The organism is Virgibacillus ihumii (assembly GCF_902726655.1).
Lineage (GTDB): Bacteria > Bacillota > Bacilli > Bacillales > Amphibacillaceae > Lentibacillus > Lentibacillus ihumii.
The window spans coordinates 749,743-764,176 of the sequence record NZ_CACVAN010000001.1 but is presented as its reverse complement, the minus strand read 5'-3'; the positions used below and the strand labels follow the sequence as shown (position 1 = coordinate 764,176).

The window sequence follows — 14,434 nt, the reverse complement described above, 5'->3', positions numbered from 1 at the left end:
AATTTTTTGAAAACAACGATATCACAATCACCAAAATCTCTGGAGCAGGAAGTAACCATTGGAGCCTGGCTGGCAAACAAGCGTTCAAGCGGTAAGATTGCTTTCTTACAGCTGCGTGATGGAACAGGATTTATGCAGGGAGTTGTTGCCAAAAACGACGTTCCCGAAGAGACATTCCAGCTTGCCAAGAACATGACGCAGGAATCTTCCATGTACATTACTGGAACGATTGTTGAAGATAAACGGTCACCATTTGGCTACGAAATGCAAGTAAGTAATATAGAGCTAATTCATGAAGCAATCGACTATCCGATTACACCAAAAGAACATGGAACAGAATTTTTAATGGATCACCGTCATTTATGGCTTAGGTCAAAAAAACAGCATGCTGTCATGAAAATCCGCAATGAAATCATTCGGGCAACCTATCAGTTTTTCAATGACAACGACTATGTAAAAGTGGATCCGCCAATTTTGACCGGTTCATCTGCCGAAGGTACAACTGAATTGTTCCATACCAAATATTTCGATGAGGAAGCCTATTTATCACAGAGTGGTCAGTTATATATGGAAGCAGCAGCAATGGCGCTTGGCAAAGTTTTCTCATTTGGACCGACGTTCCGTGCCGAAAAATCAAAAACGAGACGTCATCTGATTGAGTTTTGGATGATTGAACCGGAAATGGCATTTATGGACCATGATGAGAGTCTGGAAGTTCAGGAGCAGTACGTAAGCTTTGTTGTTCAATCTGTATTGGAAAATTGCCATCTTGAACTGGGTACGCTTGAACGGGACACATCAAAATTGGAAAATATTAAAGCGCCTTTCCCGAGGATCAGTTATGATGATGCTGTGGAGTTGCTGCAGAACAAAGGGTTTGATGATATTAAGTGGGGTGAAGATTTTGGTGCACCACACGAAACCGCCATTGCAGAACATTTTGATAAACCAGTATTTATCACCAATTATCCAGCAGAAATCAAGGCGTTTTATATGAAGCCTGATCCGGATCGACCGGAAGTCGTCCTATGTGCTGATCTGATTGCTCCAGAAGGGTATGGGGAAGTCATCGGCGGCTCACAACGCATTGATGATCTGGAGCTGATGAAACAACGCTATGAAGAGCATAGCTTAACCAGTGATGCATACAAATGGTATTTAGAATTAAGACAATATGGAAGTGTACCACATTCCGGATTTGGTCTTGGACTGGAACGAACGGTGGCATGGCTTGCAGGTGTTGACCACGTCAGGGAAACCATTCCTTTCCCAAGGTTACTAAACAGACTTTATCCATAACTTGTAAATCCCTTGCTCCAATCAGCAGGGGATTTTATTCGATTACTGCAATGCCACGGGGCATAGTTTAAATCCGACACATAAACTTCCATGTTATAATGTTTACGAGGTGTTATAAAGTGAAAAAGTCCATTTCATTTCAGGATATACTGCTAAATCAACTGCAGGTTCCAATAAAACTGCTCGAATCATACAAATCATTAAACCTTAATGAAAAAGAGGTCATGGTAATTCTTCATATATACCGTTTTTTGAATGAAAATAATGACTTTCCAACGCCTGGTGAGCTGGCATCTTACCTGTCATTTGGAGAAAAAGAGTGTTCAGATATACTTCGGAAACTCATACAGCGGAATTTGATATCAATTGAACAAACCGAAAATGAATCACACCAGATAAGCGAAGCATACAGCTTAAATCCGCTGTGGAAAAAATTGTTTGAGGAAGAAGTGGTAGAACCTGTTGAAAAAACGGAAGATGGTACAATATTTGTGCTGTTTGAGCAGGAATTCGGAAGACCATTGTCTCCTTTTGAAATTGAAATGATTAATGTTTGGCTCGATGAAGATCATATCTTACCTTCCTTAATTAAAGCTGCCCTTAGGGAATCTGTCTTAATGGGTAAATTAAACTTTAAATATATTGATCGGATACTCCGTGAATGGAAGAAGAAAGGAATTCATTCGGTTGATCAGGCGCGGGAAGCTAGCAAACAATTTCATAATAAACAAGGCAGCAAACAGGAGACACAGGGCAAGAAACGTGATACATCATTTTACTACAACTGGCTGGAAGAGGGGGAGTAATGAATGTTGAATAAATCCCAGGTTGAATACTGCCTGGAGGTGATGAAGGAGATGTTCCCTGAGGCACAATGCGAACTCAGACATGATAATCCTTTTGAATTAGTAATTGCGGTATTGTTATCAGCGCAATGCACCGATGTATTGGTCAATAAAGTTACCGAATCTTTATTTAAAAAATATCAAACCCCGGAAGATTACCTTGCAGTATCATTGGAGGAGTTGCAACAGGATATCCGTTCCATCGGGTTATACCGCAACAAGGCAAAAAATATCCGTAAACTGTGTCAGATGCTGCTTGATGAATATGAAGGGGAAGTACCAAGAACAAAAGAGGAACTGATGAAACTGGCCGGTGTCGGGAGAAAAACTGCCAATGTTGTTGCGTCAGTCGCATTTAGAGAACCGGCAATCGCTGTCGATACTCACGTTGAACGTGTTTCTAAGCGACTGGCAATTTGCCGCTGGAAAGATTCAGTTCTGGAAGTTGAACAGACGTTGATGCGAAAGGTACCGAAAGATGAGTGGGCGGATACACATCACCGAATGATATTTTTTGGACGTTACCATTGCAAAGCAAGAAATCCGGAATGCCCGGAATGTCCGCTCCTCGAATTGTGCAGGGAAGGGCAGAAACGGATGAAAAAGCTGAATAAAGCAAAATAAAGAGAGACAGCTATAGTTCAGCTGTCTCTCTTGTTTATTCATATTTAGGCGGCCTCATCAGTATTATTTTCATTACTATTTGAATTACTATTTTCATTAACGCCACCCTCATTTCCTGCACCTTCACCATTTCCTTGATCCGCTGGAATGGTGAACTGTGTGGTCCCAGGGCTGCCTTGCTGTCCCTGATTGCTGCCGTTTCTGCCAACAGGAGTTACGGTAACTGTATATGACCGACCCGGGCGCGGAAATTCCAGATAGTATGACGCATTGGTCGATGTAACCTGTTGTGATGATATGCCGTCGATAACAACATTGTAGATGGCGGGCGGCCCGGAATAATCCCAAGCCATCGATACTGTCTGATTATCCGGATTATAGGATGCACTGACATTGGATACCTGCATTGGCTCATTGCCGTTATTATCCTGTTCCTCTTCATTTTCTTCTTGCTCTTGATCTCCCTCATCTTCTTCCTTGTCTCCAGGTATTTGTACCGATACTGTGGCAGGTTCACTGCTGCTTACACCGGATTCTTCGCTGATCGCTGTTACCTGAATTTTATAGGTAGCACCCGGTTCGACGTTTGATATTTCAAGTGAGGTCTCGTCAGTGGAAGACAGACCCTGCATGGAACCACCGTTAACACTTGCTTTCACATCAAAGGACACATTGTCATCAGACCCGTAATCCCATGTTACCTTTATTGATTTTGCATTCTTATCATACGTTGCATTCAGGTTGTCAACAGAATCAAGCCGATCATATTTATCAGATGTTGCAGTAGGTTCATGACCATCAACGAATAGTTCCGTCACAATTTCAGAAGAAGGTGTGTAGCTGCTCGGCCGTTTGGCAGGACGGGATCCTTCTTCTACTTTAGCTTCGACTACCGAATCCGGCATTTCAAAATCAGGTGTTTCGATATCCTGTGATATTTCAGTCATTGTATTTTTAAACAATGCATGTGGAATTTTTGTATCCGGAAGTACTACTTTTTGGTTATCATATCCGGTCCACGCAGAAATGGTGTATTTTGTCGTATAACCGGTGAACCAGGAATCCGGACTGCCTTCTTTGTCCTCCAGGTTGGTTGTACCTGTTTTACCCGCAACAGGCAAGTTAGGAATATCAGCCAATTTACCGGTACCTTCTGAAATAGCTGTTTTTAACATATCTGTCATCATATACGCTGTGTAATCTGACATAACCGACTTTGGTTCCGGCTTCAGATTAACTGTTTTACCTGTATCCGGAAATTCCACTTTTGTAACGGCATATGGCTCATTGTAAATTCCGCCATTTGCAAAAGCCCGATATGCTCCGGCGAGTTCCATCGGATTCGTTCCCGTTTGTGAACCGCCGATTGCGTCCGTCAGCGCAATTTGATCGTTATGAAATTCAATGCCAAGATCTTCTGCAAATTTTTGAGCGGTACCATAGCCAACTTGCGTAAGCGTCTTTACCGCTGGAATGTTCAATGATTCCCTAAGTGCAAACCGCATGGAAACCCAGTCGTAATAATGACCGCCATTTACCCATGTATGGATTTCCTGATCAGTACCTTCAATTTCATATGGTCCGTCATCATTCAATTGATGATATGTTGACCATTGTTGAGTTTCAATAGCCGGTCCATAGGAAATAATCGGTTTAAATGTTGAGCCTGGCTGACGGTTGATATCTGTTGCATAGTTATATCCATGACTATAGTTGCGCCCGCCGCCGATTGCTCTGATTGCACCTGATTGTGTATCCAGAACGACCATACCGGCTCTCATGTCAACTGTTTTGGATTTGCCTTCCACAGTGATTGTTTTTGGTTCAGGGTAATCGATTGGGTTATTTGCATTATCAGACAGCAGGAACTGTACATGCTCCTGAACATCGGTATCAATTGTGGTATAGATTTTCAACCCATCCGTATAAATATTTGCTCCATCCACTTTATTTTTAACCTCTTTACGTACGCGATCAAGAAATGCAGTATACTGATTCGTTTCCTGCTCTTTTTGCGTCAGGAGGGATTTAATGTCCACATTGCCGGCTTTCTCCGCTTGTTTCTCTGTGATTTTGCCGTGCTGAACCATCAGGCTGAGAACGATATTCATCCGCTGTTTCATCAGTTCCGGATTCTCAAATGGGTTATAAGCAGATGGTCGTTGCGGCAGTCCAGCCAAAATTGCTGCTTCAGGCAATGTAAGCTTGCTCAAATCTGTTTTGCCAAAATATACTTCAGCCGCTTTGCCGACACCGTAAGCACCACTTCCGTAATATACTTTATTTAAGTACATTTCGAGTATTTGTTTTTTGCTGTATTTCTGTTCCAGTTGCAGTGCCAGCCACATTTCCTGTACTTTGAGACTGATTTTCTTTTCATGGCTCAGAAACGATTTTTCCACCAATTGCTGTGTAATCGTACTGGCACCTTCTGACCCGAACCCATTCGTAATATTGGCTATAATTGCTCCGCCAATTCGCCAGACGTCAATACCAGGATGCTCAAAGAAACGGGAATCTTCCGTAGCAATAACTGCATCAATCAGGACATCAGGAAGGTCTTCGTATTCCACTTTTGAGCGCGCTTTGTTTCCTAAATCAGCAATCAGTTCGCCATCTTTATCCAGGATTTTTGATGGAAACGGTGTTTTCAATTTGGATGCATCAATCTCCGGGGCGGTGGCAATGTAATAGGAAAATAACGCCGCAACACCAATACCTATTACTAAGAGGGCAATCATTGCCATCAAAAAAATTCGTTTCCATACTGGTTTCTTTTTTGATTTCTTTTGTTTTCTTCTTGCTGTACGAGACTGGCCATTATCTGCCATAACTCATCTTCCTCCAATCTATTCGAAAACTAAGTGTGTCGCCGGATTTCAGGCGAAAGCCTAGTTAGTTGCACTTATGCAGTACGAGTTTTAATCTTTTTTATCCGCAAAATAAACCCGATCGATAACGGCTAAATAGTTTACCCTGGCTTGAAAATGAAAGGGGATCAAATAACCTTCCTGTTTAATCTGCTCATATGAAATGGATTTTTTCCCGCCGTTAATTTTTTCCTCCCAATACGGAAAAAATCTTCCGGCAGGCATAAAGTACGTTTCATCGTATGCAGCAAACCGGATAATCAAAAAGCAGATGCCGCCATGTTCAACAATCGTTTTCATATGGGTAATTTGGTGTTCATGTATATTTGCCAAAGGAAAACGCGTTTTATTTTTGGTTTCCTTTGCTTCAAAATCAATGTGCCTGCTTCGATAAATGCCGTTATAATCCGTTGTCGATGGCTGCTTAAAATACCCCTCGGTTATGACCGCTGCACTTCTTTTGGGATAATGCACCTTGACAATTTGAACCGGGGTGGGCTTTTTATGAATAATTGCTTTTTCCACAGTTAAATAATAAGTATTAGTAGCATTAATATCTTCCTCCAACGTCATGCCACGGTTACTGTACCCGTTTTTCTGCTGAGTCTTGGGCATTCGCTGCCTGATGTTTTTACCGGTGCCATTCGGATACCTCATTTTCATTCCCCCCAGCATATTACAGTATCATATCAAAAATTGGCATGCTTGGTAACCATTAACTTCTTACAATAGTGTGAAAGCAGGTAATTTCCATGCATTTTAATTCAAAAAATCACCAATATCTACATTATATAACAAAAAAAACGAATGAGTATAATTCGGATAACATTTCCCGAACAAACGCATATCAAAACTTTTATAACCTATTTCCCGACATAAAATGGGCATTTGTTGCAAGCATGGTATCAAGAAACGCCGGTTGGAATATGACGGATTTATTTCTTTCACCGTTTCTTGAAATATTGGGTAAAAAGGAACGAAATCAATTGTTTATGACCTATGAACGGGCTAACTGGCTGATTTTTTCTGACGCATATCCACAGCTGTTGATATTTCAGCTGTCCGTACAGAAAAACAAGCCGATGTTCCATTTGCTGTTCGCGTTTCATGTCTCGCAATATATGGTTGATGAGTGGCAGCGTTACTGGGAATTTGGAGACAGGGATCGACTCATGCTGGCATTGATCATCAATGAGCAAAATGTTATTCAGCAGCCAGTCATAAAACAGTCATATTTCAAGTATAAAGTATTTTTGCGTCCGCCATACCTTCTGCAGGATATTTTATTGTTAAACGCTATTATACTCCCGACATCGGACAATAAACTTTTTGGCGTAAATGTTCATGATTTTACAAAATTAACGAATCGAATTTTACTTGGGAAAAAAATCGCCTCCATTATTTATAATCCAGCTGTCTATTTATCCATTTACCGTTTTGCGGCAAATAATGAACATACCGGTTCCAGAAGAGATTATGAGAAGTTTTTTTCCAAGCCAATGGAAAAAGCCCCTTTTTTACGTACGGTATATCCAGTAATTACACATCGGGATACAATTCGAAATGACTGGTATAAAACCGGGGGCATCAGAAAAAAATGGTTGAAAAATGTCAGCGCTGACCTGAATCATGATGTCAGCAACTCTTTTTACAAGAAAAGAAAGCTGTTTTATGCTTATTACCACGTAAAAAAGATACTATAACAAAAACCTGGCTTGATGGGTCTGTATCAGCCAGGTTATCCAATGAATATGCGCTGCCGCTTTTCTTTTAGGTTGATGGGCGATTAGGCCCGTCCAGTTTCTTATTTCCCATATCTGTTGGCTTACGTTTCTGTTTACGTTCGTCTTGCTTATCAGATTGTTTCTTCTTCACTTTCAGAACCTCCTTCCATGAATAGTTTGTCTAACCTTCATTAAATTTACACTAGTTTTGTTTCATTTCTTCTAGTTTTGTCGAACAGGAAGGGGACGGCGCGTTATTGTGGAATAAGAGTAATAACCAACTAAAAGTGAGGGTGAATAACATGGCTGTTGAAAATTTGGACAAGCAGACATTTACCGATGCGATTTCGGAACTGGCTGATCAGATACGGATAATGGAACAAAAGTATACGTTGAAGGTGGATGACACCATATTGCAGCATTTCCATGAGCAGCAAAAAAATATAAATCGGACTAAATCCTCCATGAAGAAACTGGCAAAACAAAAACCGGAAATTAAACTTTCTGCCCCTAATTTCAAAGTGAGAAAAAAATTATCGTAACGGCTGATTATTTTATGGTCTGATGGTAAAATGAACCTGTACTATTAAACTGTAAAAAGGTCGGATACATTATTATGAATCTTCAAATGCAGACAGAACAGCTTAAACAAAAATTACAGCAATTAAAATATAAGTATGAAGAAAATGACCCTCCGGAAGATCGCAAAGACAAGGAATTTTTTCTGATGGTTAAGTCACAGACTGAACCTATTTATCAAATGCTGGATAATTGGGAGGAAGAAGCACTGGCAGTAGTTAAGGATCAAAAAGTGTCATTGCATCCGCACCAGGTTACATCGACTAAGGAAAACATGGGGCTCCTGTTAATGCATAGTTTTTATATTGATGTGAAACGAAAGCGGTATATGGAGCTGAATCATTCGGTGAATTTTATCTTTGATCAGCTTATACATGACCTGCGTGACGGGTAACTTGCTTTACACGGGGGAAGTAATCTTTTATAATAACCTTCCAACGTGAAAGGGGTTCAGTATGAATAAAAATGATTTAATAAAAAAAGCGATTAAAATCATGGAAAGAGCTTACGTACCATACTCGAAATTTCCGGTGGGGGCAGCACTGCTTACCAAATCCGGGAAGGTTTATACCGGATGCAATATTGAAAATGCTGCATATCCGGTCAGCTGCTGTGCGGAAAGGGTGGCAATTTTCAAAGCCATATCCGATGGTGAACATCATTTTACCAGTCTGGCGGTGGCAGCTGACACAAAAAGACCTGTCCCGCCATGCGGATCCTGTCGTCAGGTAATGAGCGAATTCTTTGATGCTAGTACCGAAATACATCTGACAAATCTGAATAACGATATCAATTCTATCTCGATGGAAGCGTTACTTCCTTTTTCCTTTCAGCAGGAAGATTTAAATAAACAGTAAAAAAGAAGCGAGTGTTTGGCTTCTTTTTTTTTGCTTTAGAACGTCAGAAAATATAAGTTACGTTTGAATCTTATAATAAAACTTCCGCACTCGCTATAAGACAAGAATAATCTTTAATGTTATACTGGATGGAAGAAAGGATACACATAAATAAAATGGATAAAAATACAATTGTTATTGATTGATAATTTTGAAAAACATGAGGTGACTCAAAATGAATGCAAATCGAATGCAACTTAGCAGTAAGGATATTTTGGAAAAGGAATTTAAAACAGCCATCCGTGGTTATCACCAAGAGGAAGTAGACGAGTTTCTTGATACAGTTATTCAGGATTATGAAGCATTTCAGCAGGAGATTGAAAAACTGAAACAGGAAAATGATAGGCTGCGTAAGCAATCCGATCAGACAAGGACGAGAACCGCAGCACCAAATCATCAGGTTAACTATGACGTTATTAAAAGATTGTCCAACCTTGAAAAAGCGGTATTTGGTAAAAAGTACGCAGATTCTTAATGTGTTACTTCTTTTTACCAATGCGAAAATGCGTTTTATATGCTATAATCAATGAAGAGAAATGATGAATGCCTGCGTAATCGCTGTATGTAATTTTAGCATGCAGAGGAAAGTCCATGCTCACACGGGCTGCGATGCCTGTAGTGATCGTGCTTGACGAAATCATAAGTCAGGGTAACCGTAATGGTTAACGGCAGTGAAAAATCCTAATTCCGATGTGTTATGGATGAGTACACTTGAAAGTGCCACAGTGACGAAGCCGGATCGGAAACTTTCCGGGTGGAACGGGGTAAACCCCACGAGTGAGCAACCCAAATAATGGTAGGGGCATCCTTGATTAGGGAAATGAACCGAAAAAGGGACAAGCATAGCTTGTAGATAGATGATTACGACCAATGTACAAGGTTGACCACCGCTGGAAGTACAACGGGACAGAACATGGCTTACCAGGTATTCACCGGTCTGTTCTTAAACACATAGTGCTTGATTATATGCCTTTAATTTTATATGCGTTAAATTATGGAAACCTTTCTGATTGCACGCTTGCTGTTGGAAAGGTTTTTTCCTTACGGTATAATAAAGTAGAACGATATTGAATTTTGAAAGTGAAAGGAATTAATGCTATGGAACAAGATGTGACATTGATTGCAACCGCTGCCATGGGACTGGAATCAATTGTGGCAAGAGAAATTAATCAGTTGGGATATGAAGCGCACGTCGAAGATGGAAAAGTAGTATTCCAGGCTCCTGTATCAGCGATTCCACGCTGTAATTTATGGCTGCGCACAGGTGATCGTGTGAAATTACTCGTTGGCAGATTTAATGCTGCTACATTTGACGACTTGTTTGAATCGACCAAAGCACTGCCATGGGAACAATTTATTAGTGAAGAAGGAAAGTTTCCTGTTTCGGGTAAATCCGTCAAATCAACATTATACAGTGTTCCCGATTGTCAGGCGATTGTTAAAAAAGCAATTGCCGAACGACTGAAATTAAAGTATGGGTTTGCCAGTAAAATGCCTGAGACTGGTGCAATGTATAAAGTGGAAGTGGCAATACATAAAGATGAAGCATTACTGACGTTGGATACTTCAGGCAGCGGACTTCATAAACGGGGCTACCGTGTTGGACAGGGGGAGGCTCCCTTAAAGGAGACAATGGCTGCGGCACTCATACTGCTGACAAACTGGAAACCTGATTCCCCGCTTGTCGATCCGTTCTGCGGTTCCGGGACAATCCCCATTGAGGCAGCATTGATTGGGCAGAATATTGCACCGGGCTTTAATCGTGAATTTGATTCGGAAAATTGGAATTTTATTAAGAGCCGTTTCTGGGATGAAGCATTTGAAGAAGCAGAAGATGAAGCAAACTATGATCAAAAACTCGATATTATCGGATCCGACATTGATCATAAAATGATTAAGATTTCGAACGATAATTCAAAAGAAGCCGGCCTGGGTGAACTTATCTCCTGGAAACAAATGCAGGTAAAAGATTTGTTTATTCGCAAAGGTAATGGTTACTTGATTGGGAACCCGCCATACGGTCAGCGGATTGGTGACAAAAAAGGAGCCGCTGCGATTTACCGCGATCTTGGCCGAATTATGCGCGATCATCCAACGTGGAGCGTTTATATTATGACGGCATTTGACGAGTTTGAGAAACAATACGGCATCAAAGCAACAAAAAAACGAAAATTGTTTAATGGATTTATCCAAACAAATTACTATCAGTACTTCGGGAGGAAACAGAGTTAAATTAACAAGATTAATTGCAGTAAAATATACAAAAAGCACTTCAGACTATTATGGTCGCTGGAAAAACAGGGTGAACCCCTGTTTTTTTATGTATGTTTTTTGGAATCATGTTGCAAACTGTATATAAAAAGGTGACACGATGACATATATTTCTTCAGTTGGAAAAGGCATTCCCGAGCATAACTTGGGTCAGGACGAAATAAAAACGCTTGTCCAGGATATATTCTCAATTTCCGGGCGAGAGGCACGCCGATTTTTGCCTGTATTTGATCATGCAAAAATCGAACACAGACAGCTTGTGACAGATGCAGATTGGTTCAAAGAAGATCATACATTTAAAGAAAAAAATGATTTATACCAAAAACATGCCCGTACATATTCATTGCAGGCCATGGATGATTGCCTTACCAATTCATATTTTTTGAACAACAGTATTCCGTATGAGGCAATCGATTTGATTATTTTTGTGTCGAGTACCGGACTCTCTACTCCTTCCATCGATACGTTTTTAATGAACGATCGGCCATTCAGGGGGGATGTTACCCGCATGCCGTTATGGGGCCTTGGCTGCGCTGGTGGAGCAATCGGACTTTCCCGTGCATTTGACTGGTTAACAGCACACCCGGACAAGAATGCTCTTCTGGTTTGTTGTGAACTTTGCAGCCTTACGTTTCAAAAAAATGACCGACAAAAAAGTAATCTGATAGGAACAGCACTTTTTGGTGATGGTATTGGTGCAGTACTGTTAATGGGGAATAATTCACCATTTCTTTCGTATAACCAAAACAGCAAACCACTGATATACAAAACAAGTTCCAAAACGATGAAGAACAGTAATGATGTTATGGGATGGGATGTTACCAATAATGGTCTGGAAGTTATTTTTTCCAAAAGCATTCCTTCACTTGTAAGAACATTCTGGAGTACACACATAAAAACGTTCTTACAGAACAATCAATTAACAAAAGAGGATATACATTCGCTTGTCGCTCACCCGGGAGGTATGAAAGTGCTAAAGGCAATGGAAGAAGTACTGCTTGTATCTGAAGAAAAATTCAAGTATTCCTATGATGTACTGTGTGACCATGGGAATATGTCATCTGCGACAGTTTTATATGTACTGGACAGATGGATGAAAGAAAAAATACCAAAAAATGAAGTGAGTGTACTTTCAGCTTTGGGACCGGGATTCAGTTCCGAATTGTTGTTAATGGAGTGGGATAGATCATGACAATATGGATGTGGCTTTTTATTATAACAGTAATTGCACAACGGCTGATCGAATTGTATATCGCGAAACAGAATGAGATTTGGATGAAAGAAAGAGGAGGGGTCGAAAGGGGGGAGAAACATTATAAATGGTTTATTATTCTGCACAGTTTTTTCTTCTTATCCATAATAACGGAAGCTGTCGTTGATGGAAATTCGATTACTGAAATCAGTTACTTTTGGTTTACCATATTTTTACTCACGCAAATGTGCAGAATCTGGTGTATTCAGGCTCTCGGTCCCTTCTGGAATACAAAGGTCATTGTTCTGCCCGGGGTTGCATTGATTCGAAAAGGGCCATACAAATATGTAAAGCATCCAAATTATATTATCGTTGCGATTGAATTGTTTGTCATTCCATTTATTTTAGGAGCACAGATTACAGCGGTGATCTTTCCAATTCTTCACATATTGTTGCTGCGAGTCAGAATACCACGGGAGGAGAAAGCATTGCGTAATGCGGCAACTTAAAAAAGAGGCTGGGACAAATCAAAAAGTGTAATACAAAAAACGAACAATATTAGAAACTAGCGGAGGAAATATACGTAGACTCCTGCGGGAGAACAGGCCTAGATGAGACCCCGCAGTGCGTAAGCACGAGGAGGGCTCAACAGCCGCCCGCGGTAAAGAAGACACAGCGAAAGTGATTTCCTTGAGCTGTTGTCGCACTTATGCTCGAAAGTGAAAGCGAAGTATATTTCCGGAGCGGCTGAGTCCACCATTTAATTCGTTTTTTCTTTTGATAAATCACTTTTTGTCCCAGCCTCTTTTTATAATCATTGTTTCCATAAGCTTTAAATTCTACTTTTTATGCATATATTTAGCAATGTACATGAACGGCGTATCGATTAAGGCTACTACAAATTTGATAATATATGTTGTCAGGAAAATTTCCAGCCAGATTGTCGCCGGAAATTGTCCGAGAAAAGCGATGGAACAAAAAACGGCAGAGTCCAGAAGCTGGCTTAGCATCGTACTTCCATTATTCCGAATCCACAAAAATTTATCTGCGGGGAATATTTTACGCAGTCTGTCATAAATCCACACATCAAAATACTGACTTACCGCATATGCTGCAAGACTTCCGGCCGCAACCCTCGGAATCATTCCAAAAATCATTTGCAGGGACTCATGGGCGACATCATCCGGAGCCGGATTAAACACAAGGGAAATCTGCATCATTACCGTCATGGCAATCAGCGTTGAAAATCCCATCCAGACAGCCTTTTTTGCATCTTCTTTTCCGTATTTTTCATTTAGAATATCAGTTGCCAGGTAGGCAGTACCATAAATGATATTTCCAAGAGTCGCCGTTAATCCGAACAGTTCAACCGTTTTTAACACTTGAATATTGGCAATCACTGTAGCCATTCCGACCCAGACGAACAGACCCATCTTCCCAAACATGCGATAAAATAGCAAAAGCAATGAAAAATTGAGCAGTGCAAATAAGATCCATATTAACTCATTTGGCATTTTTTATCTTCCTCCTTAGTTTTGATAACGCGGGAGTTTGCGAACCGCGTGAAACAACAACGTTCATTATACGGATTCATTTTTAAAAAGGCAATATCAAAGGATTGTTTTAAAGCCACCAAAAAAAGCGGTAATCTATAACAGATTACCGCTTTGTATATGACTTCGTTATTTTTTGTTTACGTTTGCAGCTTGCGGGCCACGTTCGCCTTCAACAATTTCAAAGTCAACTTCCTGGCCCTCTTCCAGTGATTTGAAGCCTTCTTCCTGAATTGCGGAATAATGAACGAATACGTCATTTCCTTCTTCAACTTGGATAAAGCCGTACCCCTTTTCAGCGTTGAACCACTTAACTACTCCATTTTCCATGTGAATAATCCTCCTAAAAACTTTCACGTAAAACGTGGTAATACAAAGACAGATCATGAATACCAAAAAAGGCATCTCCATATAGAAGTGTAGAATCACATGTACACCTACTTCTATAGAAGCTGCCTGTCAATAATGATTCCATACATCCTTCTTTGCTTACGTCCAATATAGCGTATTTTAGGCTGTCAGTCAAGAAAATGTCTGGTTTATTTGCGAATTTCTGACTTTTTATACTAAAAAATGAATAA

At 40.4% G+C, this 14,434-nt stretch carries 16 protein-coding genes and 1 other RNA gene; 12 read left to right on the top strand and 5 right to left on the bottom strand.

The genetic code is table 11. The features are described 5' to 3' along the window. Nucleotides 1–6: 6 nt before the first annotated feature. The 3 genes from asnS (at nt 7) to nth (ending at nt 2,768) form a co-directional block, all read left to right on the top strand. Nucleotides 7–1,299: an asparagine--tRNA ligase gene (gene asnS, locus HUX68_RS03750; RefSeq protein ID WP_174613576.1), complete on the top strand. Its 1,293-nt coding sequence runs from the start codon at nt 7–9 to the stop codon at nt 1,297–1,299. Nucleotides 1,300–1,418: 119 nt separating this feature from the next. Further along, nucleotides 1,419–2,105 carry a DnaD domain-containing protein gene (locus tag HUX68_RS03745; RefSeq protein WP_174613575.1) on the top strand — a complete coding sequence of 229 codons (687 nt, stop codon included), beginning with the start codon at nt 1,419–1,421 and terminating at the stop codon, nt 2,103–2,105. A gap of 3 nt (nt 2,106–2,108) precedes the next feature. Further along, nucleotides 2,109–2,768, top strand: a complete 660-nt coding sequence (gene nth, locus HUX68_RS03740) for an endonuclease III (protein ID WP_174613574.1) — start codon at nt 2,109–2,111, stop codon at nt 2,766–2,768. A 44-nt stretch (nt 2,769–2,812) separates the two neighbouring features. Here the strand turns inward: nth and HUX68_RS03735 are convergent, their stop codons facing one another. Together HUX68_RS03735 and recU are read right to left on the bottom strand one after the other, a co-directional pair. Then, nucleotides 2,813–5,599: a PBP1A family penicillin-binding protein gene (locus HUX68_RS03735; RefSeq protein ID WP_174613573.1), complete on the bottom strand. Its 2,787-nt coding sequence runs from the start codon at nt 5,597–5,599 to the stop codon at nt 2,813–2,815. Nucleotides 5,600–5,689: 90 nt separating this feature from the next. Beyond that, nucleotides 5,690–6,295: a Holliday junction resolvase RecU gene (gene recU, locus HUX68_RS03730; RefSeq protein WP_281355682.1), complete on the bottom strand. Its 606-nt coding sequence runs from the start codon at nt 6,293–6,295 to the stop codon at nt 5,690–5,692. Between the two features lie 95 nt (nt 6,296–6,390). Between recU and HUX68_RS03725 the strand changes: the two genes are divergently transcribed. After that, complete coding sequence (locus tag HUX68_RS03725; RefSeq protein ID WP_174613571.1) at nt 6,391–7,341, top strand: DUF2515 family protein; 951 nt, start codon at nt 6,391–6,393, stop codon at nt 7,339–7,341. Nucleotides 7,342–7,408: 67 nt separating this feature from the next. Here the strand turns inward: HUX68_RS03725 and HUX68_RS19590 are convergent, their stop codons facing one another. Next, a complete protein-coding gene (locus HUX68_RS19590) occupies nt 7,409–7,513 on the bottom strand; it encodes an acid-soluble spore protein SspM (RefSeq protein ID WP_425509503.1) in 105 nt (34 codons plus the stop codon). A 151-nt stretch (nt 7,514–7,664) separates the two neighbouring features. Between HUX68_RS19590 and HUX68_RS03720 the strand changes: the two genes are divergently transcribed. The 8 genes from HUX68_RS03720 to HUX68_RS03685 all read left to right on the top strand — a co-directional run bounded on the left by HUX68_RS03720 (nt 7,665) and on the right by HUX68_RS03685 (nt 12,809). Continuing rightward, complete coding sequence (locus tag HUX68_RS03720) at nt 7,665–7,904, top strand: hypothetical protein (protein ID WP_174613570.1); 240 nt, start codon at nt 7,665–7,667, stop codon at nt 7,902–7,904. Nucleotides 7,905–7,978: 74 nt separating this feature from the next. Further along, complete coding sequence (locus tag HUX68_RS03715; RefSeq protein ID WP_174613569.1) at nt 7,979–8,335, top strand: DUF1798 family protein; 357 nt, start codon at nt 7,979–7,981, stop codon at nt 8,333–8,335. Nucleotides 8,336–8,396: 61 nt separating this feature from the next. Further along, the gene (locus HUX68_RS03710; RefSeq protein WP_174613568.1) at nt 8,397–8,798 is read left to right on the top strand and encodes a cytidine deaminase; all 402 of its coding nucleotides are present in this window, start codon (nt 8,397–8,399) and stop codon (nt 8,796–8,798) included. Between the two features lie 214 nt (nt 8,799–9,012). After that, complete coding sequence (gene gpsB, locus HUX68_RS03705) at nt 9,013–9,312, top strand: cell division regulator GpsB (RefSeq protein WP_174613567.1); 300 nt, start codon at nt 9,013–9,015, stop codon at nt 9,310–9,312. A gap of 68 nt (nt 9,313–9,380) precedes the next feature. Further along, nucleotides 9,381–9,763: RNase P RNA component class B (gene rnpB, locus HUX68_RS03700), an RNA gene on the top strand. A gap of 172 nt (nt 9,764–9,935) precedes the next feature. Next, nucleotides 9,936–11,069, top strand: a complete 1,134-nt coding sequence (locus HUX68_RS03695; RefSeq protein WP_174613566.1) for a THUMP domain-containing class I SAM-dependent RNA methyltransferase — start codon at nt 9,936–9,938, stop codon at nt 11,067–11,069. A gap of 139 nt (nt 11,070–11,208) precedes the next feature. After that, the gene (locus HUX68_RS03690) at nt 11,209–12,300 is read left to right on the top strand and encodes a type III polyketide synthase (protein WP_174613565.1); all 1,092 of its coding nucleotides are present in this window, start codon (nt 11,209–11,211) and stop codon (nt 12,298–12,300) included. Then, complete coding sequence (locus HUX68_RS03685; RefSeq protein WP_174613564.1) at nt 12,297–12,809, top strand: isoprenylcysteine carboxyl methyltransferase family protein; 513 nt, start codon at nt 12,297–12,299, stop codon at nt 12,807–12,809. Before HUX68_RS03690 ends, HUX68_RS03685 begins: the two co-directional genes overlap by 4 nt. Before the next feature lie 330 nt (nt 12,810–13,139). Here the strand turns inward: HUX68_RS03685 and HUX68_RS03680 are convergent, their stop codons facing one another. Both HUX68_RS03680 and HUX68_RS03675 read right to left on the bottom strand, forming a co-directional pair. Further along, nucleotides 13,140–13,814: a queuosine precursor transporter gene (locus tag HUX68_RS03680; RefSeq protein ID WP_174613563.1), complete on the bottom strand. Its 675-nt coding sequence runs from the start codon at nt 13,812–13,814 to the stop codon at nt 13,140–13,142. A 168-nt stretch (nt 13,815–13,982) separates the two neighbouring features. Beyond that, nucleotides 13,983–14,183, bottom strand: a complete 201-nt coding sequence (locus HUX68_RS03675; RefSeq protein WP_174613562.1) for a cold-shock protein — start codon at nt 14,181–14,183, stop codon at nt 13,983–13,985. Nucleotides 14,184–14,434 lie beyond the last annotated feature (251 nt).

What these genes read in the sequence shown, in the direction of transcription:
- HUX68_RS03690 (WP_174613565.1), top strand. Translation starts at nt 11,209, where the DNA reads ATGACATATATTTCTTCAGTTGGAAAAGGCATTCCCGAGCATAACTTG.
- HUX68_RS03680 (WP_174613563.1), bottom strand. Translation starts at nt 13,814, where the DNA reads ATGCCAAATGAGTTAATATGGATCTTATTTGCACTGCTCAATTTTTCA.
- HUX68_RS03685 (WP_174613564.1), top strand. Translation starts at nt 12,297, where the DNA reads ATGACAATATGGATGTGGCTTTTTATTATAACAGTAATTGCACAACGG.
- gpsB (WP_174613567.1), top strand. Translation starts at nt 9,013, where the DNA reads ATGAATGCAAATCGAATGCAACTTAGCAGTAAGGATATTTTGGAAAAG.
- HUX68_RS03695 (WP_174613566.1), top strand. Translation starts at nt 9,936, where the DNA reads ATGGAACAAGATGTGACATTGATTGCAACCGCTGCCATGGGACTGGAA.
- HUX68_RS03710 (WP_174613568.1), top strand. Translation starts at nt 8,397, where the DNA reads ATGAATAAAAATGATTTAATAAAAAAAGCGATTAAAATCATGGAAAGA.
- recU (WP_281355682.1), bottom strand. Translation starts at nt 6,295, where the DNA reads ATGAGGTATCCGAATGGCACCGGTAAAAACATCAGGCAGCGAATGCCC.
- HUX68_RS03735 (WP_174613573.1), bottom strand. Translation starts at nt 5,599, where the DNA reads ATGGCAGATAATGGCCAGTCTCGTACAGCAAGAAGAAAACAAAAGAAA.
- HUX68_RS03725 (WP_174613571.1), top strand. Translation starts at nt 6,391, where the DNA reads ATGCATTTTAATTCAAAAAATCACCAATATCTACATTATATAACAAAA.
- HUX68_RS03720 (WP_174613570.1), top strand. Translation starts at nt 7,665, where the DNA reads ATGGCTGTTGAAAATTTGGACAAGCAGACATTTACCGATGCGATTTCG.
- HUX68_RS03675 (WP_174613562.1), bottom strand. Translation starts at nt 14,183, where the DNA reads ATGGAAAATGGAGTAGTTAAGTGGTTCAACGCTGAAAAGGGGTACGGC.
- nth (WP_174613574.1), top strand. Translation starts at nt 2,109, where the DNA reads ATGTTGAATAAATCCCAGGTTGAATACTGCCTGGAGGTGATGAAGGAG.
- HUX68_RS03715 (WP_174613569.1), top strand. Translation starts at nt 7,979, where the DNA reads ATGAATCTTCAAATGCAGACAGAACAGCTTAAACAAAAATTACAGCAA.